15 protein-coding genes and 1 pseudogene are annotated in these 23,085 nt (G+C 59.1%); 9 read left to right on the top strand and 7 right to left on the bottom strand.

The window, feature by feature from the left end:
- Nucleotides 1-149: 149 nt before the first annotated feature.
- Nucleotides 150-2,075, bottom strand: coding sequence for a potassium transporter Kup (locus M0D69_RS39010; RefSeq protein WP_301787142.1), 1,926 nt, complete (start codon nt 2,073-2,075; stop codon nt 150-152).
- 412 nt (nt 2,076-2,487) lie between these two features.
- Between M0D69_RS39010 and M0D69_RS39005 the strand changes: the two genes are divergently transcribed.
- Nucleotides 2,488-4,233 (top strand): S10 family peptidase, encoded by a 1,746-nt coding sequence (locus tag M0D69_RS39005; RefSeq protein ID WP_301787141.1) that lies wholly within the window; start codon nt 2,488-2,490, stop codon nt 4,231-4,233.
- Between the two features lie 34 nt (nt 4,234-4,267).
- Here the strand turns inward: M0D69_RS39005 and M0D69_RS39000 are convergent, their stop codons facing one another.
- The 3 genes from M0D69_RS39000 to M0D69_RS38990 all read right to left on the bottom strand — a co-directional run bounded on the left by M0D69_RS39000 (nt 4,268) and on the right by M0D69_RS38990 (nt 6,693).
- Entirely contained in the window at nt 4,268-4,729 is a 462-nt protein-coding gene (locus tag M0D69_RS39000; RefSeq protein WP_301787140.1) for an Lrp/AsnC family transcriptional regulator, read from the bottom strand.
- Nucleotides 4,730-4,827: 98 nt separating this feature from the next.
- Entirely contained in the window at nt 4,828-5,280 is a 453-nt protein-coding gene (locus M0D69_RS38995; protein WP_301787139.1) for an ester cyclase, read from the bottom strand.
- Nucleotides 5,281-5,418: 138 nt separating this feature from the next.
- Nucleotides 5,419-6,693, bottom strand: coding sequence for a cytochrome-c peroxidase (locus tag M0D69_RS38990; protein WP_301787138.1), 1,275 nt, complete (start codon nt 6,691-6,693; stop codon nt 5,419-5,421).
- 256 nt (nt 6,694-6,949) lie between these two features.
- Between M0D69_RS38990 and M0D69_RS38985 the strand changes: the two genes are divergently transcribed.
- On the top strand, nt 6,950-8,506 hold the full coding sequence (locus tag M0D69_RS38985) for an acid phosphatase (protein ID WP_301787137.1): 1,557 nt from the start codon (nt 6,950-6,952) through the stop codon (nt 8,504-8,506).
- 112 nt (nt 8,507-8,618) lie between these two features.
- Here M0D69_RS38985 and M0D69_RS38980 read toward each other — a convergent pair whose 3' ends face one another.
- On the bottom strand, nt 8,619-10,517 hold the full coding sequence (locus M0D69_RS38980) for a potassium transporter Kup (RefSeq protein ID WP_301787136.1): 1,899 nt from the start codon (nt 10,515-10,517) through the stop codon (nt 8,619-8,621).
- Between the two features lie 285 nt (nt 10,518-10,802).
- Here M0D69_RS38980 and M0D69_RS38975 point away from each other — a divergent pair, with 285 nt between their 5' ends.
- Entirely contained in the window at nt 10,803-11,429 is a 627-nt protein-coding gene (locus M0D69_RS38975; RefSeq protein WP_301787135.1) for a ParB/Srx family N-terminal domain-containing protein, read from the top strand.
- A gap of 92 nt (nt 11,430-11,521) precedes the next feature.
- Here the strand turns inward: M0D69_RS38975 and rpoD are convergent, their stop codons facing one another.
- Nucleotides 11,522-13,405, bottom strand: coding sequence for an RNA polymerase sigma factor RpoD (gene rpoD / locus M0D69_RS38970; protein WP_301787134.1), 1,884 nt, complete (start codon nt 13,403-13,405; stop codon nt 11,522-11,524).
- 707 nt (nt 13,406-14,112) lie between these two features.
- Between rpoD and M0D69_RS38965 the strand changes: the two genes are divergently transcribed.
- The 5 genes from M0D69_RS38965 (at nt 14,113) to dapA (ending at nt 20,603) form a co-directional block, all read left to right on the top strand.
- Nucleotides 14,113-15,540: an FAD-binding oxidoreductase gene (locus M0D69_RS38965; protein ID WP_301787133.1), complete on the top strand. Its 1,428-nt coding sequence runs from the start codon at nt 14,113-14,115 to the stop codon at nt 15,538-15,540.
- Nucleotides 15,541-15,625: 85 nt separating this feature from the next.
- Nucleotides 15,626-16,732 (top strand): ABC transporter substrate-binding protein, encoded by a 1,107-nt coding sequence (locus M0D69_RS38960; protein ID WP_301787132.1) that lies wholly within the window; start codon nt 15,626-15,628, stop codon nt 16,730-16,732.
- Nucleotides 16,733-16,765: 33 nt separating this feature from the next.
- A complete protein-coding gene (locus tag M0D69_RS38955) occupies nt 16,766-17,863 on the top strand; it encodes an ABC transporter ATP-binding protein (RefSeq protein WP_301787131.1) in 1,098 nt (365 codons plus the stop codon).
- A 95-nt stretch (nt 17,864-17,958) separates the two neighbouring features.
- On the top strand, nt 17,959-19,671 hold the full coding sequence (locus M0D69_RS38950) for an ABC transporter permease subunit (protein ID WP_301787143.1): 1,713 nt from the start codon (nt 17,959-17,961) through the stop codon (nt 19,669-19,671).
- Nucleotides 19,672-19,697: 26 nt separating this feature from the next.
- Nucleotides 19,698-20,603 (top strand): 4-hydroxy-tetrahydrodipicolinate synthase, encoded by a 906-nt coding sequence (gene dapA / locus M0D69_RS38945; RefSeq protein ID WP_301787130.1) that lies wholly within the window; start codon nt 19,698-19,700, stop codon nt 20,601-20,603.
- An 811-nt stretch (nt 20,604-21,414) separates the two neighbouring features.
- On the opposite strand, the gene M0D69_RS38940 is transcribed toward dapA, so the two are convergent.
- Entirely contained in the window at nt 21,415-22,242 is an 828-nt protein-coding gene (locus tag M0D69_RS38940; protein WP_301787129.1) for an IclR family transcriptional regulator, read from the bottom strand.
- 96 nt (nt 22,243-22,338) lie between these two features.
- Here M0D69_RS38940 and M0D69_RS38935 point away from each other — a divergent pair.
- Nucleotides 22,339-23,037: pseudogene (locus M0D69_RS38935) on the top strand (alpha-hydroxy-acid oxidizing protein); the annotation flags it as partial.
- Nucleotides 23,038-23,085: the final 48 nt, after the last annotated feature.

Genomic DNA, 23,085 nt, shown 5'->3' with positions numbered 1-23,085 from the left:
TTCTTTGTCGCCGTTGGACAAAGAAATGACGTGCCGCCACGCACAGTGGCTAATAATGATAAAAAATACTGCTAACTCACGCAGACCACTAAGGCCGAAAGCACCAACCACCCCCGGCCCCCCATTGTGATTAATTCCGCAACAGCATCTTAAAGCTCAACTCGCGACCCGAGTTCCACCACGCGATTGGTCGGCAGCTTGAGATACGCCGCGACGTTGCCGACGTTGTGCAACATAACGGCGAACAACCGCTCTCGCCACAACGCCATTCCCTTGCCGCGTGTGGGAACCACCGTCGCACGGCTCAGGAAATAGGACGTCTCCGACGGCTCGAACACAAGGCCGTATGACTTGCATGCTTCAAGGGCGCGCGGCAAATTGACCTCGTCCTTGAAACCGTAAGCGATCGTGACGTGATAGCAATCGCGGCACAGCGATTTCACCAACACCCGCTCGCGCTCCCCAACCCACGGAACCTCCTTGTTGGCTACCGTCAGGAACACCACGCGCCGGTGCAGCACCTGGTTATGCATCAGATTGTTGAGCAGCGCATGCGGCACTCCATTGGAGTCGGGTGACAGGAAGATCGCTGTCCCGCCGACACGCACCGGCGAACGAGCCAGCAGCGATTCCAGGAACGGCTTCAGCGGCGTGGTCCCGGCCCGTATCTTGGCTTCGCCCAGCATCATTTCCCAGCCGCGCCCCCACGTGGTCATGACGGCGAACATGACCAGCCCGATAGCCAGCGGGAACCAGCCGCCCTGCGCAATCTTGAGAAGATTGGCCGAGAAGAACGTAGCGTCGATCACAAAGAAAAACACCGTGGCGCCCACGCACAGCAGCCAGTTGTAGTGCCACGCGTACCGCACCACGAAGAACGTCAGCACGGTCGTGATAAGCATGGTGCCGGTGACCGCGATACCGTAAGCCGACCCCAGCGCAGTCGATGAACCGAACCCGATGACCGCCGCCACAACCGCGACAAGCAAGGTCCAGTTGATGCCCGGAACGTATATCTGCCCGATCTCTTTCGCCGACGTGTACACCACGTTCATACGCGGCAAAAAGCCGAGTTGCATCGCCTGCTTGGTCATCGAATAAGTGCCTGAAATCACGGCTTGCGAAGCGATCACCGTGGCTATCGTCGACAGCACGACCATGGGAAAAACCGACCATTGCGGGAACAAGCGATAAAACGGATTCTGCACAGCGGATGGATCGGCCAGCAACAACGCGCCCTGACCAAGGTAGTTCAATGCTAGCGCAGGGAATACCAAACCGAACCACGTAAGCCGGATCGGGCGCGCGCCGAAATGCCCCATGTCGGCATATAGCGCCTCTGCGCCCGTCAGCGAGAGCACGACGGCCCCGAGGGCGACAAACGCAAACCACCGGTGATGCAGGCAAAACGCCAGCCCGGCAAGCGGATTAAGCGCGACCAGGATATGCGGCGCGTCCATGATCTTGACGAGCCCCGCCCCGGCCAGCACGATGAACCACACCACCATGATCGGACCGAATACAGCACCAATGCCGGACGTCCCGTGCTTTTGCATCATGAACAAGGTGATCAGCGCGGCAAGCGTAACGGGAATGACATAGGGTTTGAGCAGCGGTGTCACGACCTGCAAGCCTTCGACCGCGCTCAGGACCGATATGGCAGGGGTGATGACACCATCGCCGTAAAACAGCGCTGCGCCCATCACACCGACGCCCAGCAGGACATGGCGAAGCCGGGGCCTGTCCGCCACAGAAGACGCGGCGAGCGCCAGCAGCGCCATGATTCCGCCCTCGCCGTGATTGTTCGCTCGCAGGATGAGCGTCACGTACTTGAGCGAGACGACCACCATCAGCGACCAGAAGATGAGCGAGACAATGCCGATCACATTGCCGGCATCCAGTTTCAGGCCGTTGGATGAATCGAAGACGGTTTGCAGGGTGTACAGCGGACTGGTGCCGATGTCGCCATAAACCACGCCAAGGGCAGCCAGCGCCAGGCCAAACATGGCCGGCCGGTGCGGCTGGGGCTCGCCGACGTTCTCAGCGCCGGTTGCAGCGTGTGCATGTAGTCCCATGTCTCCTCCAGATGACCGCCTCCGGGCGCCTCTGGCCCCGGGTACGGATCGTCGGTCTGCTTGTTCTTGAGCGATCCGGAGGTCGGCTTAATTGTCAGGCGATTGTGGTTTGTTATCTCTGGTTGATCCAAGTATAGGAAAGCGCAAGCGAATCGGGGAATCGATGTCGTGTTCTAAGGCACTAAGAATGTTTGATCGATAATCATGCTAAGGGTTAACTCAAACGTCATTTGCCTCATGTTGTACTTATGACCGGCAAGCACCTTGGCTAACACCATGGCTTCGAAATACTTACATGCGCGCTTTCAGACCTCGCATCGGAACTCCAACGGCGAGAGCGCTATTGACGTCGCCGGCTGGCTTATCGAGAATCCAGCCTGCACCTAAGAAAACAAGAACAGCCGGGGCTAAGATGCACGCTTGTTTCTACTCAGCAGTACGCGGTCTGATCGTGCTTGGTCTAGCCAGTGGTCCATTGGCTGTGATTGCCCAGGAAACCGGCGCAACGCCGCCCGAGAGTTCGAGCGCGTCCGACACGCAGGAGTCGCCTGACACGCCGGCTTCATCGCCGGCTGGAACAGTGTTACGCCCGGAGACCGCCAGATCATCCGGCGCTGCATCAGAGGCCAATGCTAATCGTCCTGCCCGGGCAGCCGCTACACGGACAGCCGCGACCAGCGATGCCGCCAGCGCGGCGAAAGCCGACACGCCGATACCGGTCCCGTCGGAAACCACGTCGGTTACGCGGCATTCAATCCGGCTCGATGGCAAGAAGATCGACTACACGGCCACGGCCGGCAATCTGCTTCTGCGCAACAACGCGGGCCAGGCGGAAGCAAGCGTGTTTTACGTCGCTTACACCGCCAATACGAAAAACTCCGGCACGCGCCCCGTCACGTTTCTTTTTAACGGCGGTCCGGGCGCGGGCAGTGTCTTTCTGTTGATGGGATCGTTCGGACCCAAGCGCGCACGTACGTCGAGTCCCGCCATCACGGCACCGGCACCGTACGTGCTATCGGACAATCCGGACAGCCTGATAGACACCACCGATCTGGTTTTTATCGATGCGCCGGGCGCGGGCTTTTCAAGGATCGTAGGCCGTGCGACCGGGAAACGCTTCTGGGGAGTCGATGAAGACCTGGACGCGTTCGAACACTTTATCGAGCGCTATCTGACGGTCAACCAGCGCTGGAATTCGCCGAAGTATCTGCTCGGGGAATCGTATGGAACAGCACGCGCCGCCATGCTTGCGTATCGTTTGAGCCAGGGCAATATTGCGTTGAACGGGGTCGTGTTGATGTCCTCGGTCCTCAACTCGGGAGCGCATGCGCCGGGGACCGATCTGGAGAGCGAGAGCTACTTGCCGACCTATGCCGCGATCGCGTGGTATCACGACAAGATCACGCCCAAGCCGTCGAGCTTGCCGACGTTCCTCGACGAGGTCCGAGCGTTCGCTTCGGGTCCTTACGCGCAAGCGTTAGCCGCGGGAGATTCGCTGCCCGAGCCGGAGCGCGGCGCAATCGCCGCGCGCATTGCCCACTACACGGGCCTCGACGTTGGTTATATCAAGCAAACGCGGCTGCAAATCTGGCCGTCCCGGTTTCGCAAACAATTGCTGAGAAGCGAGTCCCGCAGCGTGGGGCGTTACGACGCGCGATTCGAAGGCATCGACTTCGACGACGCGTCCGAGAACCCTGATTACGACGCTTCGGTGACCAGCGTATCGAGCGCCTTCGACGCAGCGTTACACGAGCATCTCGTGCAAGACCTCCACTACGAAGCGAAGGATACGTATCGCGTATTCAATGATGATGCATTGAAGCAATGGAACTGGAAACATAGGCAGTGGTGGGGCGAACAGCTCACGCTGCCCTACGCAGCCGGCGACCTCGCCGAAGCGATGCGGCAAAATCCGCGCCTTCGCGTGCTGTCGCTCAATGGCTACTTCGATCTGGCGACGCCATTCTTCCAGACCGAATACGATCTGGCTCATATGGGACTGGACTCGTCGCTGCGGTCTAACGTGCAACGCACGTATTATCCAACGGGTCACATGATCTATCTCGACGACGCAGCCCTGCATTCGCTGAAGGGCGATCTGGTGCGGTTTTATAGGGCTGGTCCGGCGGCGGAAACTTCCCAGCCTGCATCGCAGTGATGCCAGATTATTTGTATTCCTGATGAAAATTCACTTAGAGCATCGGCAATCCCGCGTTGCGCTTGACCTCGCGTAACGAAAGCGTGGACTCGACCGATGTTACTCCCGGCAATGCACGCAATACGTCGCGCAGGAACGTGCCGTAGTCGTCCAGATCCCGCGCGACAATCTCCAGCAAATAGTCGGCGCTGCCGGAAATGTTGTGGCAAGAAATGATGCGCGGTATTGCTTGTATTTCCCGCTCGAACCGGTCGGCCAGTTGCCGGTCGTGCACGCCAAAACGCAGCAGTACAAACGCGACCAGACCCAGCTTCAATGCGGATTTGGACAAGATCGCCCGATACCCTTCTATATAACCTTCCGCTTCCAGCCGCTTAAGCCGGCGAGCGCACGGTGTTTCGCTAAGGCGAACTGTTTCGGCAAGGCTTGCGTTGGTGGCGCGGCCATCGGCCTGGATCGCTATCAGGATTGCGCGATCTATCTTGTCGAGTTCCATACGTCATCCTCCGTGGAGGATTCGAATGTTAGTGCATTCCGCCAAAAATCGCGATCGCCTCGCGGGTATCGATATTTATTTGCCGGATGCCTTGCTTCTTAGCTCGACCGATTCGCCAGCCCCGGCGGCAACTCGCCAATTTGCCGAAACAAGCCTAGCCAATCTTCGAGGTGCCATGTCTTCGCAATGCGGTCGTCGCGGAGTTCATGAAATGAATGAATCGCAAAATCGACCGGCTTCGAGGTCGCCGCAATGCCCATCAGCGGTCCAGACTGCGTGCCTGTGACCTTTGCACGCACACCGACCATGGTGTCGTGGATCAGGACATCGAGAAGCGTGATTTTCATATCGGGTAGCGCGTGCAACTGATCTGCAAGCATGGGAGCAATCTGCTCCACGCCCACCGATTGTCGCGATGCACCTGGAAGATACTGCCAGTCCGACGTGACGACCGTCCGTAGAAGCGATATATCCGCACGCTCGATCGCGCGATAAAAGCGAGTGGTGGTGTCCCTCGCCACGGTGTGTTCGGCTTCGTTCGATGCAGTCATGTTCTGTCCTCTCCGGCGCCGGTTAGGCGCCCGTAGGCAAGCAATCGACCTCCCGCTCCCGTATGTTGTGTTTCGCTGCATGAGAGAGGGTTTTATCAATGATAAGCCACTTGGCCGATTACTCACGAAGACGCACGTTCATTTCGCCACCTGATACCCATCCGTCAGGGTATTCAAGAACGCGACCACGTCCTTGATTTCCGCCTCGTTCATTGCCGGCTTCTCACCGGGTTTGCGATCAAACGGCGGTTCCGTATTGACGTTCGCCCAATAACGCTTGGGTAGGTCGTCAAACTTCTGGACCTTGCCGTGAACGCTCGGATAAAACTTCTCCGGGTTCGTATCGCGTTGAACATAGAAACGCACGGCTTCGTCGAGCGAATGATAGATCCCGTTGTGGAAAAACACCTTACGTATTGCCACATTGCGCAGCGATGGTGTCCTGAAGATTCCGCAATACTCCGACTGGCCCTTGAGATCCGTGCGCTCCGGACCGCATGCGCCGAGATCGTAATACTTCGGATCCTTGTTGATAGGCAGCGCCCGATTGCGCGGCACGCCAAGCGCAATCAAGCCGAAGTCGCTGAACTGCGGCGGCGAGCCGTCCTTGGCGCGCTGGCTGATATGACATGCGGCGCAATTGCCCTTCTTCTCATCGTTGAATAGTTCGAGCCCATGCATTTCCGCTTCGTTCAGTTTCGCCTTGCCGGCAAGGAACGCGTCGAACTTGCTGGTGTACGGATAGAACTTCTGCGGCGTCTGCTCGAATGCTTCGAGCGAACGAAGGATGGCGTCGAAGGCTTTGTCTTCATTGTTGAAGATATTGGCGCCGAACGCCTCGCGCAACTCCCCCGCATAAGGTGCGGCCTTGACGGCTGCGACCACTTGCGCCGGCGTGCTGCCCATTTCAAACGACGATGTCAGCGGAATCCGCGCCTGATCCGCACCATGATCGACGCGGCCGTCCCAAGTCAAACCACCGGTCGGACCGGCATCGACGCTTTCATCGCCTTCGTCGTCGGAATCGTGAAAATGCTGCGTGAATTGCGGCACCGATTGCAAATAGCGCAGCGAAGGCACCGCGCGAAATCCCGGCTTGCGCAAGTCGCTGCCGCCCAGTTGCACCGACAACGCGTTAGGCGGTCCGAACGCATGATCCGGGCTATGGCACGACGCGCAAGCAAGCTTGCCCGACCCTGACAACGATGGATCGAGGAACATCTTCTCGCCCACCGACGTCATCTGCTTAACCTGCGCAAAAACTTGCGCGCGAGTTTTCGCTTCGCCTGCACTGTAAGACCCGGGGGGCGTAGCCGTTGATGCTGCATGCGAATCGCAGCCAGTCAGGACGGCTGCTGACACACAAGATGCGGCTAAGGACAGCAGCAGCGAAGCAATGGATGGCATGTGCATAAGGCAATCGGAGGGAAGCCGAAGCGTATGACGTTGATGTGTCACTTCAATGACATAACAAATGCCATTCGATTACCTGATAAAACCTGACATATTCTTACTTAATGAAAGTTATATTAAATGTTCCTGTCAAACCGGGTTGGGACACTGCGGCACCGGCCAACATCGCTTGACTGCCTAAGCTTACTTAGTGACCGCACTAAGTAAGCGCACTTAGCGATTTCCTCGCCGGTCCCCCAACGACCGAGACCTATCGATGAATAAGAAACTCGTCCTCGCCGTGCCACTCACGGCGTCGATCGCACTCGGCTTGTACGCGTGCGGCGGCAATGACGACAAACACACCGACCTCAACTCGGTGAAGAACATTGTCGTGATCTATGCAGAGAACCGCAGCTTCGACAACCTCTATGGCAACTTCCCGGGCGCCAACGGCTTGCAGAGCGTGACCGCCGCGAGCGCGCAGCAGCTCGATCGCGACGGCAGCGTGCTGGCAACCCTGCCGCCGATCTGGAACGGCCTAACCGCAACCGGCGTGACACCCGCCGTGACGCAGGCCATGACAGTGAACTTGCCGAACGCGCCATTTGCCATCGACGATCCGGCCGGGTTCAACACACCTTTGTCGCTCACGACGCGCGATCTGTATCACCGCTTCTATGAAAACCAGATGCAGATCGATGGCGGCAAGAATGACAAGTTCGCTGCGTGGGCCGACTCGGGCGGTTTCGTCATGGGCCACTACAACACCAACGCCGACAAGCTGCCGCTGTACAAGATCGCCCAGCAATACACGCTCGCCGACAACTTCTTCATGGGCGCATTCGGCGGTTCGTTCCTGAACCACCAGTGGCTTGTCTGCGCGTGCACGCCGATCTATCCGAACGCCGACAAGAGCGTGGCAGCGGGGTCGATTTCGTCGGTGAACACCGACGGGGTATCGCTGAAACTGGCGGCTAACTCGCCCGCTTCCGCCATCACAGGTACGCCGAAGTTCGTCAACTCGGGCAACCTGACACCGGATTTCTTCGCGATCAACACAATGCAGCCGCCGTATCAGCCAAGCGGCAATGCGCCGGCATCGGGCGGCGACGCAACGCTGGCCGATCCGGCAGTGGCGACCACGCTGCCTCCGCAAACGCAGACGCATATTGGCGACTTGTTGAATACGGCGAACGTTTCGTGGGCCTGGTACGGCGGCTCGTGGGGCGCGGCGCTGACGGACCGCACGAAGATCTACGGCTCGACAAATTCAGTGCCGAATTTCCAGACGCATCACCAGCCGTTCAACTATTTTGCCGACCTGGCTCCGGGCACGACGAACCGCACGCAGCATTTGCTGGATGGCGGCACGGACGGCACGGCGTTCATCGCGGCGATCGATGCGGGCAGCTTGCCCTCGGTGGCGTTCTACAAACCGCAGGGCAACTTGAATGAGCACGCCGGTTATACGGACGTAGCATCGGGCGATGCGCACATCGCGAACGTGATCCAGCATCTGCAGGCGAGCCCGCAGTGGAACAACATGGTCGTGGTCGTGACGTACGACGAAAACGGCGGGTTCTGGGATCACGTCTCGCCGCCCAAGGGCGACCGCTGGGGTCCGGGTACGCGCATTCCGGCGTTGGTGATTTCGCCTTACGCGAAGAAGGGTTTCGTCGATCACACGCAATATGATACGACGTCGATCCTGCGCCTGATCACGACACGGTACTCGTTGCCCAAGCTGCCGGGTCTGACGGCGCGTGATGCAGCGATGGCCGCAGCGGGTGGCAAGCCGATGGGCGACCTGACCGCGGCGCTGCAGTTCTGATGCTTTGATCGTGGGGTTTTACGGCGGCGTTGTTTGCCGCCGTGGTGTCAAAGCGCGATGCGGCCATCGGCACATCGCGCTTTTTTTCGTCCGTAGGCCTCAAGCACTGCCCTTACATATTGATCTGCCCGCCCAACTCAACCACGCGGTTAGGCGGCAAGCTGTAGTACTCCGCCGCCTGCGCCGCATTGCGACCCAAAAACGCGAACAGCTTTTCGCGCCAAAGCGCCATCGCCTTGCTTTCCCCTGTCGCACGAATCGTGTCGCGGGCAAGGAAGAACGAGGTATCGGCGGCGTCGTAGGTCCAGCCGGGTATCTGCTTCTGGATCAGCGTCAGAAGTACCGGAACGTCCGGAATCTCCATGAAGCCGTGACGTACCCTGACCGCATAACAACCGTCGCCAAGGTCTTCCACCACCGCCTTGTCTGCGTCCCGCACGTGGGGGACGTTGTCGGTCGTCCCGGCAAGAAAGATGTTCGTCTTGTGCAGCACGCGGTTGTGCTTGAGGTTATGCATGAAGGCCGTCGGAGTCATGCCGGCCACACCGCCTGGGAACACAGCAGTCCCGTCCACGCGTGACGGCGGGTGACTGCCCCTGCACAGCGAATGGATGATTTCCTTGAGCGGCAGGTTCTCCGATTTCATCCGGTCGATCAGCGTTTCGCGCCCCTTATGCCACGTCGTCATGACCGTGAACAGCGTCGCGCCCGCAAGCAGGGGGAACCAGCCGCCGTCGGCCACCTTGCTGACATTACTCGATACGAACACCGCATCCACAATCGCAAAAGGGCCGATGACAAGCGCCGTTGCCAGCGGTTTCCAGTGCCAGAGGGAGCTCGTGATGAAATACATCAGCAGGGTCGTGAGCAGCATCGTGGAAGCCACCGCAATGCCGTAGGCGGACGCGAGGTTATCGGATGATTTGAAGAACACGACGAGGAACACAACAGCCGCGAACAGCGAGAGATTAATGAACGGGACATAGACCTGCCCGATCTCATGCGTCGAGGTATGAACGATCGGAATGCGCGGCAGGAAGCCAAGCTGCACGGCCTGCTTTGTCATGGAGAACGCACCCGAAATAACTGCTTGCGACGCGATGATGGTCGCCGCCGTCGCCAGGATCACCAGGGGCACGAGCGCCCAGCCGGGGGCTGATTCGAAGAACGGTTGCTTTAACGTGGACGGGTTCGTCAGCACAAGTGCGCCCTGACCGAAATAATTCATCACCAGACTCGGCCAGACGAGAAACATCCACGCCAGGCGGATCGGCTTTTTGCCAAAGTGCCCCATGTCCGCGTACAAGGCTTCGCCGCCCGTCAGCGCCAGAAAGACCGAACCCAGCACAATGAACGCGGTGCCCGGGCTATGAACCAGGAATGCTATGGCGAAAGTTGGTGAAGCAGCTTCGAGAATGCCCGGGCGCTGGACAATGTGAAGCAGTCCAAGCGCCGCCAATGTCAGGAACCAGACCACCATGACCGGACCGAAGACCTTCCCGACCACACTGGTGCCGTGCTTTTGAATAGCGAATAACCCCGTCAGGATAACCAATGAAATGGGCACGATCCAGGCGGTCAGTTGAGCATCGACGAGCGTCACGCCTTCCACTGCCGATATCACCGAGATGGCCGGTGTAATCATGGAGTCGCCGTAGAACATGGCTGCACCGAACACGCCGAGCGTCAGCAGGACGTTGCGCAAGCGCTCGGGAGCGACACCCGACGCCAGGGCGGTCAAGGCAAGAATGCCGCCCTCACCGTCGTTGCCTGCTCGCATCACGAAGCTGACGTACTTGAGCGTGACGACGATCAGGATCGACCACAAGATCAGCGAGACGATGCCGAACACATTAGGCTGAGTCACTCCGCCCGCAGCCTTCAGGCATTCTCTAAGCGTGTAAAGCGGACTTGTTCCGATGTCTCCAAAAACGACGCCGACAGCGCCGAGCATTAAAACGGGTGCGCCTTGAACAACTTTTGTCGAAGAATTTGCGACGGATGCTGACATATGCCTTTCGCTCGATTTGTTTATCATCGCCGCTATCCGGGATCGGCAACAGCCTAACCGGTTTCATCGGCACGGACCTCAGCATTTACACCAAGCGCACTTCAACTTCTCCATAACAATAACCGTGAAAAATGACGGTGAGTGAAGTGATGAAAAAATGCGAGGCCGGCGCGGTTGGATAACCGGATTGGCAATGCATCTGCCACGCCTGCTGCACTAGAAACTTGTTGGCTTGGAATTCGTCGGGTACGCTTGGCGCTTGCTCAAGGACTCCGCGCGCCCATTGTGAAAAAAATTGTCAGGCTGGAATTGAAGCAAATTCATCCGACGCAGGTGACAGCCGGAATGCTTGAAGTCGATGAAAAGCGCAAACACTTCGCGTCCCTGTCAGAGGACGAATTGAAGCGCGCGCTAAAGGCCGCACCTATTCCGGCCGTATTAGGCCGCGACGGAACTCACTTCGCCACAGACCATCATCACCTTGCGCGGGCGCTTTTCGACGCCCAGATTAATTACGCCTATGTCGAGGTCATGGCGGACCTTTCCAAGCTGAAAGGCGATGCGTTCTGGCTGGAAATGTCGAATAGACGCTGGGTGCACCCCTATGACGAGCACGGCATTTTGCATGGCATTGCCGCTATTCCGTCTAATGTCTATGGGCTAATAGACGATCCGTACAGGAGCCTGGCGGCATTTGTGCGGAACGCGGGGGGCTATATTAAAACGCCTGAGCCGTTTGCCGAATTCCAGTGGGCGGACTTCTTTCGGACTCGCATTCGCTTGTGGACTACGTCATTTCAGTTCAGCGCTGCCGTCGAGCAGGGCGTGCATCTTGCGAGAAGTCCCGATGCGCTGGTGTTGCCGGGGTTCTATAAGACCAAGGTCGGCGCTGGGGGGAATTCACGCGCGTAACGAATGTGTCGCTCAAACAAAAAGGGGCTGCCAACGGCAGCCCCTTCAAAACGTCAGCAAAACCCTTCCGGGTTCGCCTTCCTTACCAAACCTTAGTGCGCCAGGAACGACCGCAACTTCTCTGACCGGCTCGGATGCACGAGCTTGCGCATCGCCTTGCTTTCGATCTGGCGAATCCGCTCACGCGTTACGTCGAACTGCTTACCGACCTCTTCCAACGTATGGTCGGAAACCGTATCGATACCAAAGCGCATCCGCAACACCTTCGCTTCACGCGGCGACAACGAATCCAGCGCATCCTTGATGGCCAGACGCATGTCGGCGTGCATGGCGGCGTCCGCGGGCGATTCGGTGGCCGAATCTTCCACCATGTCGCCCAAGGTCGTATCGCCGTCTTCGCCCAAAGGCGTTTCGAGCGAAACCGGTTGCCGCGCAATCTTGAGAATGCTGCGAACCTTCTCTTCCGACAAATCCAGCCGCACAGCCAGCACCGACGGATGCGCTTCCTGCCCCGTCTGCTGCAGAATTTCCCGCGATACGCGGTTCAGCTTGTTGATCGTCTCGATCATGTGAACCGGCACGCGAATGGTTCTGCCCTGGTCGGCGAGCGAACGCGTCACAGCCTGACGCACCCACCACGTGGCGTACGTCGAAAACTTCCAGCCGCGCCGATATTCAAACTTGTCGACAGCCTTCATCAAGCCGATATTGCCTTCCTGAATCAGATCCAGGAAATGCATGCCGCGATTCACGTACTTCTTGGCGATGGAAATGACCAGACGCAGATTCGCTTCCGTCATCTCGCGCTTCGCCTGACGCATCTTGTGCTCGGCGGACGTCATCTGCTTGTTCAGCGCCTTCAGTTGCAACAGCGGCAACATCAGGTTCGACTCGATCTGGATCAGCTTCTGTTGTTCCGCCTGAATAGCCGGCAGGCTGCGTTCGAGCGCTTTGCCGTACACATTCGATGCCGAGGCGTGCCGCGTCGTCCACTCGAGATCGGTCTCGTGGCCGGGGAACACTTCAACAAATTTTTCACGCGGCATGCCCGCCAGATCGACGGCGATCTTCAGGATACGGCGCTCGATAGCCCGGACCTGTTCGACCTGCTCGTGCACTTCGGCGCACAAACGGTCAATAGTGCGAGCCGTAAAGCGGATCGACGCCAGTTCGCGCTGGATGTGCTCCTGCACGCTCGGCCAGTCGCCGGTGCGCGAATCGTCAGCGGAATAAGCCGTGTGGAACGCATCGAAATACTCACGGACGTTCGCGAAAATAGGCACGCAATCGCGCAGCAAATGCTTGAGCCGCGTCGCGTTTGCACGCGTGGCCTGCTCGTCTTCGGTCTCGCCGTCTTCGTCGTCGCTTTCCGACGCGAGTTCAGCCTCGTCGATTTCGTCGCCGGCGTCCACCGCCACGTCGTCGTCCAGCGTGTTGTCCTTGAAACCGTCGACCAGTTCGTCGATGCGCAATTCGCCCGCAACGATCTTGTCCACGGTCGTGAGCAACATGGCCACGGTCGACGGGCAGGTGAAGGCCGCCTTGATCATCTCGCCAAGACCGTCTTCAATGCGCTTCGCAATTTCGATCTCGCCGGCACGGGTCAGCAGTTCGGTGCTGCCCATTTCGCGCATGTACATACGCACGGGATCGGTCGTCCGGCCGAATTCCGAGTCGACGGTCGCGAGCGTGACCTCCGCTTCTTCGTCCGATTGTTCGTCCGATACCGCCGTGGGGGCGGAGTCGTTCAGCAGCAGCGTCTCGGAGTCCGGCGCTTCTTCATAGACGGCCACGCCCATGTCGCGGAACGTGCTGACAATGGTTTCGATAGCCGATGTCTGAGCAAAGTTACCCGGCAGGTGATCGTTGATCTCTGCGTGGGTCAGGAAACCTTGCTGTTTTCCCAGCTGAATCAACGCCCGCATCTGGCGCTGACGTTCATCGGCTTGCTCGGGCGAGCAAACGCTTTCGTCCATTGAAGGGCGCGACAGCTTGTCGGCCGACCCACGACGGGCTTTCGATTTTTTTGCAGGGGCGCCGTTGCCGGCAGTAGATTCGGTTGGATCAAAACTTGTCATACATTTCCTCGACAGCTTTGCTCTGTAGTGACAAACCAGTGCACAAGCGGTTAGACACGAGCACTACCGTGACGACCGACGGGGTCGTCACCTCGGGTTCAGCTATTCAGCTAATCAATGCGTTGATTCGAGCAAAACTGAATCAGTTGGAGGCGGGGCGCGCTAACAAGCGCAGGATTCGCGCGGGCCTGACAGTCTATAGCAACTTGGTTGCGACTAGTGCGGTAAACGCCAATATCAGCCGCATCTAGTAGCCTCGCGCGGCAAAACTACAACATTTAGCTGGGACAAGCTCCCATTTGCGGATGAATCCAGCGGAATCAAGACCATAGGGATGGTAGAGGTCCGGATATTGTCCTCCGAAAATGCTATGCGCTTGCGGTCCTAAACCACGGGTTTTTCTCAGCATAGAGACAATTTGTCGCAGTCTCGAACGGGTCGATCCCCCCGGACCCGTTCGATCTGCCTCATTGGCGATAACGCTTATTTTAATCGCATTCCGATCAAAGACATTTCAATGCGATTTTTTTCTCCCTATCCTCTTTTTCAGACGCGGCCGTTTTCGTTGATCCGGGCGACCGCCGGTGCCTATCGAGGAACTGGATATGAAGAACGTCACGGCGTTGATCGCAGCCCTGGAAGCGGAAATCGGAGTCGATGCGGTCCTGACAGCGCAATCCGATCTCGCGCCTTTCACGGAAGACTGGCGCGGCCGCTATAAGGGTCCGGCAGCAGCGCTCGTCCAGCCTTCGAACACGGCGCAGGTGGCGGCCATTGTGCGTTTGTGCGCGGCGTATGGCGTCCCCGTCCTGCCGCAGGGTGGCAACACCAGCCTCTGCGCGGGTGCGGTGCCGGCGAACGAGGGTGTGCCGCCGGTCATCGTCAATCTGACGCGCATGCGGCGCATTCGTCATATAGATGCAGCCAATGATTCGATGGAAGTCGAAGCTGGCTGCGTGCTGAAAACCGTCCAGGATGCGGCTGCAGCGGAACAACGCCTCTACGCGGTGAGCCTCGGCGCTGAAGGCTCATGCCAGATCGGCGGGAATCTGTCGACGAATGCAGGCGGCACGGGTGTCCTGCGCTACGGCAACACGCGCGACAACGTGCTCGGCCTCGAAGTCGTCCTCGCCGACGGCACCGTCTGGAACGGTCTGCGCGCCCTGCGCAAGGACAATACGGGGCTCGATCTGAAGCACTTGTTCATCGGCACGGAAGGCACTCTTGGCATCATCACGGCGGCTATGCTGAAACTGCATCCGCTGCCGACCCAGCACGCGCTCGCGTGGTTCGCGCCCGTCGATCCCGCGGCTGCGCTGAACATTCTCGGTTTGTTCCAGGCCGCTTGCGGATCGCGGCTGAGCGCCTTCGAGATGATCAACCGCCTCCAGCTCGAGTTCGTGATCGAGCATGTGCCCGGCCGCCGCAACCCGCTCTCCGAGCAGCATGAATGGCACGTGCTGGTCGAACTGGGCGACACCCACGGCGGCGAGGAAATGGCCGCGCTGATGCAGCAGACGCTCGAACACGCCGCCGAAGCCGGCTTGATCCATGACGCAGTCCTCGCCAGCAACGACACGCAGCGCGCAACGCTTTGGGAAATTCGCCATAGCGTGTCCGAAGCCAACAAGAAAGCCGGCGTCGGCCTGACGACTGACTGCGCAGTGCCGGTTTCAGCGGTGCCTGCGTTTATCGAACGATCCACGCAGGCGGTGCGCGCCATCGTGCCCGGACTCGACATCATCGTGGTCGCGCATCTCGGCGACGGCAACGTGCATCTCATTCCCTTCTTCACCTTCGATGCCTGGCGCGAACTCCCCGACCCCGTTGTGATGGCGAGCGCCATGCGCCACTGCGTGAACGAAGTCGCGCACGAATTGCGCGGGACGTTCAGCGCGGAACATGGCATCGGGCAAACCGGGCTGCCGGAAATGGCGCACTACAAATCCGCTATCGAACTCGGCTTGATGCGTGCCGTGAAGAACGCGCTCGACCCGCACAACCTGTTCAATCCGGGACGTTTGCTGCCCTGACCTTCATTACCCGATCCAGGCCGCCCTCGAAGCTTGGACATTCGCCACCAGCGTTCCTGTTTCTATCCACACCCTTGGAGCCGACATGAAAAAGCAGCCCGCACGCGATGAGATTCAAGAGGTTCAACAGCCCGGCCGCCGCACGGTCATCAAAACTGCCCTAGCCGGCGCGGCCGCGGTAGCGTTCCCGTTCGTCTGGACGCCGTCGCGCGCGGCGAACAAACGGATCGTCATTCGCGACGACGGCGGCATTTACACCAAGGCATACGGCGCGGTGTTCTACAAGCCGTTCACGGAGAAGACAGGCATTGAAGTAGTGGGCGTGCAAGCCAATGCCGAACCGACCGCGCAGATCAAGAGCATGGTCGAAACGGGCAGCTACACGTGGGACATGGCGAAGATCAGCCAGCCGGCAATTCTTCTGCTTACCGGCGGTGGCAAGGAATATCTGGAGAAGCATGGTCTGGAAGCGGACCCGGTGATCGCGAAGATTCCATCGCAATACATGTCGCCGTATGGCGTCGGCACAAACATTTATACAACGGTACTCTCGTATCGCACCGATGCGTTCAAGGGACGAAAAGCCCCTAATTCATGGGCCGATATGTGGAACGTCAAGGACTACCCGGGTCGGCGCGGGCTGCGCAAGTATCCCTTCGATACCTTCGAAGAAGCGCTAATGGCGGATGGCCTGCCGCCCTCGCAGGTGTATCCGTGCAACCTCGACCGGGGTATCGCGAGTCTCGACAAGATCTCGAAGCACGTCGATGTGTGGTGGACCACGGGTTCGCAAGTCGAACAGATGCTCGGCTCGGGTGAAGTGGACATGATCAGCACGTGGGTATCGCGGGCGCAATCGGCTATTGCAAATGGTGCGCCAGTGGCGATCGTTTGGAACCAGAACATCTGGGGCTGCGACAACTGGTCGATTCTCAAAGGCACGCCGAACGCCGCCGCCTGCCGCGAGTTCATCAAGTTCGCCTCCGACCCGAAACGTCAGGCCGCGCTCGCCGAGTTCTTCCCGGCCGGTGTCACGCAACCCGAAGCGTTCAACTACATCAAGCCGGAGATCGCGAAGAACTGCCCGACGTTCCCGGAGAACATGAAGAACGGCCTGCATATCGATGCGAAGTTCTGGCAGGAAAAACAAAGCGTCGCGCTCGAGCGATTCAATAGCTGGATCCTGACCTGAGCTATTTTTCCAACCGCCACGGATGCCCTCTCCATGTCTGCTTCGAACCTTCAAATCACGGGACTGTGCAAGCGCTATGGCGATTTCGTCGCGCTCGCCCCGATCGATCTCGATGTCGCCCAGGGCGAATTCCTGACCCTGCTCGGACCCAGCGGCTCGGGCAAGACAACGCTGCTCAGCCTGATCGCAGGACTCGCGCAGCCGGACGATGGCCAGGTGCGGATCAATGGTGTCGATGTGACATACGGCGCACCGTATGAACGGGACATCGGCATGGTGTTCCAGAACTACGCGCTGTTTCCGCACATGACGGTGGCGGAGAACGTTTCCTTCCCCTTGCAGATGCGCAAGACCGATGCAAAAGCCACGCGTGACAAGGTCATGCAGGCGCTGGAGATGGTGCATCTGCCGCATCTCGCGGGGCGGTATCCGCGCGAATTATCGGGTGGTCAGCAGCAGCGGATCGCACTCGCGCGCTGCATGGTGTACAGGCCGTCGATCATCCTGATGGACGAACCGCTCGGCGCGCTCGACAAGAAATTGCGCGACCAGATGCAGTTGGAGATCAAGCGGATTCATCGGGACCTGGGCACGACGATTGTGTATGTCACGCACGATCAGGAAGAAGCGATGACCATGTCCGACCGCATCTGCCTGATGAACTCAGGTTCGATCGCGCAACTCGGCACGCCCGCCGATCTGTATTTCCGCCCGAAAAGCGTGTTTGTCGCGGACTTCCTCGGCGAATCGAACCTGCTCGACGCGGTGGTGACGGGGCGTACCGGCGATCAGGTACAGATCAGCGTGCAAGGCGGCGCGAATGTGCATGCAATGGCCTATGACGCCGTAATCCGCGACGGCAAGACGGTGAAGCTGATGCTGCGCCCGCAGAATCTTCAGATCCACGATGGTCCGCCAGACGGGTCGATTAACGGCGGCACGTTGTCGGCGAAACTCACCGACATCATGGTGACCGGTAGCATGACGAAGCTTTATCTGCAGTCGCATATCAGCAATGCCCCGCCGCTCGTCGCGGCGTTTCCCACCAACCGGCTCGGCCGCCAGTACGAGATCGGGCAGACGCTCGGGCTTTCGTGGCTGACTGCGGATGCCGTTGCCATTGCGGGGTGAAAATGAGTCGTTCCGCCCTGATCGCTGAACAGGCGCGTCCCGAGGCGCCGCCGCCACGGCCGGCCCGATGGCGCGCGTGGCTGCGGCCTGGCGCGATGAGCGCGCCGATCATCGTGCTGCTGCTCGTGATGCTTGTGTATCCCGTCGGGCAGTTGCTGCTGTTAAGCGTGCACAACAACAGCGGCTTCACGCTTGTCGAATACAAGCGGCTGTTTGCATCGTCGGTCTATGTGGATGTATTGCTGATCACGCTGAAGGTATCTTTGTGGACGACCTTCTTCTCCGTGCTCACCGGTTATCCGATCGCGTACCTGATTTCCTCGCTGACGCGTGAACGCAAGAACCGCCTGCTGTTCTGGGTGCTGCTCTCCTTCTGGACCAGCTTTCTAGTGCGTACGTTTGCATGGGTCGTGCTGCTCGGACGCAACGGCGTGATCAACCAGGTGCTGCTTGGACTCGGGATCATCGACCAGCCGTTGAGTCTGCTCTATAACTTTTCTGCTGTGATCGTCGGCATGGTTCACGCGCTGATGCCGCTCGCGGTCCTGACCATGCTCTCGGTGATGGAGAACATCGATCGCCGCTTGCCGAGTGCCGCCGCCACGCTCGGCGCGCGTCCCGGCACGGTGTTCTGGAAAGTGTACTTTCCGCTGTCGCTGCCAGGCGTGGCGGCCGGCGCGTTGATGGTGTTCGTGACGGCCATCGGCTTTTTCATTACGCCCACGCTGCTCGGCGGACGGCATCAGACCATGATCACGCAACTGATCATCGATCAGGTGATGCAGGCGCTGAACTGGGGTTTCGCGGGGGCAATCTCTGTGCTGTTGCTGGCAGTGGTGCTGCTCGTGTTCCTGATCTATGACCGCATGGTCGGACTCTCGACAATGGCCGGCGGCAGCTCCGCGGCAAGAGGTCCGAAGCAAGGCGGCCGATGGAGCCGCAAGCTCGGCGATGTGATCCTGACCACGCTCGGCAATGCAACCGACGCCTTGATCGGACTCTTCCGCAAACGTCACAAACGCGCCGCCAACGGTGAAAGTCTGACCTTGCGTGTAGTCGTGATCCTGCTGCTCGTGTTCCTGAGCGCGCCCGCGTTCCTGATGATTCCGCTCTCCTTCGATTCCGCGTCTGGTCTCGCATGGCCGCCGCATGGTTTCTCGTTGCAGTGGTATCGGCAGATCGCCGATTCGCCTTTGTGGATGCAGGCCATCACACGCTCCATGCTCGTGGGTATCGGCACCGGTTTTCTCTCGATGCTGATCGGCACGCCTGCCGCGTTCCTGCTCGTGCGCGGCGGCATGAAGGGCAAGGCGGCCATGCTCGCGTTCATTCTCGCGCCGATCGTCGTGCCGCGCATGATCATTGCGGTCGGCGTGTTCTATTTCTTCGCGAAGATCGGCTTGATCGGATCGTCGTTCGGTCTCGTGCTGGGACATACCGTCGTCGCCGTGCCTTACGTCGTGATCACCATGATGGCCGTGCTGCGCAATTACGACACGCGTCTCGATCTCGCCGCACACAGCATGGGCGCGCGCCCGTGGGCCACGCTGCGCCGCGTCACGTTTCCTATTCTCAGCGCCGGGTTGATGTCGTCGTTCCTGTTCGCTTTCGCCACGTCCTTCGATGAACTGACTATCGCTTTGTTCTCGTCGGGCGGTTTGAGCACGACCTTGCCCAAGCAGTTCTGGGACGAAATCACGATGCAGATTTCGCCGGTCATCGCCGCTGTTTCGACGTGCCTGTTTGCCTTTATAGCAGTCTTGATCTGGGTGGCGGACCGGTTGCGCCGACGCAGCCTCGCTTCCTGAATAACCTTGTTTTCTAGGACTTTCTCATGCTTTCAGCTCAACAACTGCGTGGCGTTTTGCCGGCCATTCCGACTCCCGTCAATCCCGACGACACGATCAACACAGACGCCGCCCGCGCACTCATGCGCTATCTGCTGAAGCAAGGTGTGGACGGCGTCGTGCCGCTGGGCGGCACCGGTGAATACGGTGCTCTCTCGCGCGCCGAGCGCATTCGCATGGCGGAGATCACGGCTGAGCAGGCGGCGGGCAAGATCCCCGTCGTCGCGGGCGTTCTCGATCCAGGCTATCACGACGCGATGCAGGCCGGCCAAGCTTTCGCTGCGGCCGGCGTCGATGGTCTGCTCGTCTTGACGCCCTACTACACGAATCCGACGCAAGGTGGCATCCGCGATTACTTCATGCGTTACGCCGATGAATCGCCGCTGCCGATTCTCATCTATGAAATCCCTTACCGCACGCGTATCGCGATTGCGCCCGAGGTGCTGCACGAGTTGTCGAAGCATGAACGGATCATCGGGATGAAGGCGTGCAACACGGACATGTGGCATTTCCTGCGCACCGTTGCGGGTGTGGACGAATCGTTTGCCGTGCTGAGCGGTGAGGACACGCTGTTTCCGCTGCATGTGGCGGCCGGTGCGCGGGGTGGCATTGTGGTGACGGCGACGTTGTTGCCGACTGCGTGGAGAAAGATTTATGAGCTGGCTTCGGAGGGGAAGACGCAAGAAGCGCTCAGGTTGCATCGCTCGCTGATTCCGCTGATGAACTTGGCGTTCGCCGAGACCAATCCCGGTCCGATGAAGTCGGTGATGGATTTGATCGATGTCCACGCGCCGGACATGCTTGCGCCGCTGGTTCAGGCAGACCCCGGGTTGTCGGCGAGCTTGCGAGTCGAACTGGAAAAACAGCTCGCACTGTTCGAACGGGGCATTTGATGTTTCGTTCGCACTCGGGGTTCTGGTTGGGGGTTTTGGGGGTGGTGGGCGGGGTTGATGCCGGATTGGTGCTTTCGGCGTTAGTGGTCTGCGTGAGTTAGCTGTGTTTTTTATCACTATTAGCCACTGTACGTGGCGGCACTTCATTTTTTTTCCAGCGGCGAAAAAGAAACAGAAGCAAAGAAAACGCCTCCCAACCACCGGCAAGTTAGTGGCCCTAGCGTGCAAGCCTCAGTTTTTGGCACCTGATAGCACGGTGCTCGCCAGACTGGAGGATGTGTGAACCCCTCCTTCTCGCGAATCCTGACACGAACACGCTTCGCCCCCGACGCTCTCGGGCAAGCACCAATGATCCCGGGACCATGACGGCCTGACGTGTACCGGTTGACTCATTTCTGGGTGGGTTGGCTACGTGGTCTGCGTGCTTCTTTCTTGAGGTGGTTGTACGCGGATAGCGCGGCGTGTACCCGTGGCAGGTTCAGTCACTGGTGGCGAAGCGTGTAGGTATCTGTGTTCGGAGAAGGAGGGGTTCAACCATCCGTGAGTCTGGCGAGCACCGTGCTATCAGGTGCCAAAAGCACCGAGCCTGCACGCTAGGGACACTAACTTGCCCGTGGTTGGAAACGCGTTTCTTTGCTTCCTTTCTTTGCGCGTTTGCAAAGAAATGACGTGCCGCCACGCACAGTGGCTAATAGTGATAAAGAAATCAGCTAACTTAAACCGACCACAAACCTGAGCAGCAGCAACCCAGCATCACCCCCGACCACTACCCCCGGAACCAACGACCATCACCGCCAACCACCTAACCCCCTCACCGCTGATAACCCGACAACCTGGCCTTCGAAATCGAAGTCGCAGCGACCTGCACATGCTGTGCGAGTTCAGCTTCCACACGTTCGATCGACCAACGCGAAGTGGGCACCGAAATGTTGATCGCGGCAACGGCCATCCCGCCGTGATCCGTAACCGGCGCAGCGACGGAAATATCACCAAGCACGGTCTCGTTCTCGATCACCGCGTAACCGCGTCGCGCCACTTTGCGTACACGTTCAAGCAGTTTGTCAGGATGGGTTTCGGTGTAGTGCGTAAGCGGGTCGAGGCGGGTCGACGCAAGAATTTCGCGCACACGTTCGTCGGACAAACGCGACAGGATGGCAATGCCCGCAGCGGTGAACATGGCCGGCAAACGCGCGCCGACCACAATGTCGATGTTCACCAGATGCTGCCCCGGAAAGCGCGCGACAAACACGATTTCGTGGCCGTCGAGTTCCAGAAGGTTGGTCGTTTCGCCAAGGCGGCGGCTGATGTCGAGCAGATACGGCGAGGCTTTATCAATGAGTTCGTTGGCCCGCACATAGTTGTACGAGAACTGCAGCACCTTCGTCGTCAGCCCGTAGTTGCGCGTTTCCGGCACGCGGTAGAGGTAACCAAGCACTTCGAGCGTATGGACAAGACGTTGCGTCGCACTGCGGTCGAGTCCAGAAGCGCGAGCGATATCGACGAGAGTCATGTGGCGGCTCGGACCGTCGAAGGCGTGCAGCACCTGGAAAGCTTTTTCAGTCGATCCGACAAACAGCGACGAGCGCTGAACAGCTTTCTCGTCGGGCTTTTGCGGCGTGCCAGCGGCGCTTTTGGACATGCTTGTGTGGGCGTTGAAAGTATCGGATTGTAATTATCCCAATTGTAGTGCAATCGAATCGCGCATTTATGGGCGATCGTAAATCGTGGAGCATTGATGCTTTCATCTGTCGCTGAGTACCGGATTGCTGCACGGCGGCGCTTGCCGCGACTTGCCTTCGATTACCTCGACGGCGGCGCCGAAGATGGCCATGCGTTGCAGCGTAATGACGATGCGTACCGGCAGTGGCTTTTCAAACCACGTGTGCTCACCGACGTGTCACGCTGTTCAAGCGCGACACGATTTTTCGGACGCGATGCAGCCGCCCCCATGATCGTCGGACCAACGGGTCTGAACGGCCTCTTCTGGCCACGGGCCGATGAACTGCTCGCACAAGCCGCGAGCCACGCAGCGTTACCGTTCGTGTTGTCGACGGCGTCGACTTCGTTGCTGGAAGATGTGCGCGCCGCCGCGCCGCATGGCGACCTTTGGATGCAGCTCTACGTGCAACAGGATCGCGGCATTGCAGAGGACCTGATGCGTCGCGCAAGCGTTGCGGGTTATTCAACGCTCGTTCTCACCGTCGATGTCCCCGTGCACGGCAAGCGCGATCACGACACGCGCAACGGTTTCCGACTGCCGTTGCGGCTGTCGCCCAGGCTTCTCGCCGATTGCCTGACGCATCCGCATTGGAGCTGGCAGATGACGCGGTCCGGTTCTCCGCAATTGAAGAACATTGCGAAGAGCGTGGGCGAGCGTGCGGATTTATCGCGCCATGCCGCAATGCTGAGCCGGCAGATGGACCTGACGCTAGGCCGAACTTTGACTCGATCACAAACATAAGCCATTGATTTCACGCTGTTA

Source organism: Caballeronia sp. SEWSISQ10-4 2 (assembly GCF_030464885.1).
Classification (GTDB): Bacteria; Pseudomonadota; Gammaproteobacteria; order Burkholderiales; family Burkholderiaceae; genus Caballeronia.
The sequence above is the reverse complement of the archived record's forward strand: the minus strand, read 5'-3'. Positions and strand labels throughout refer to the sequence as shown.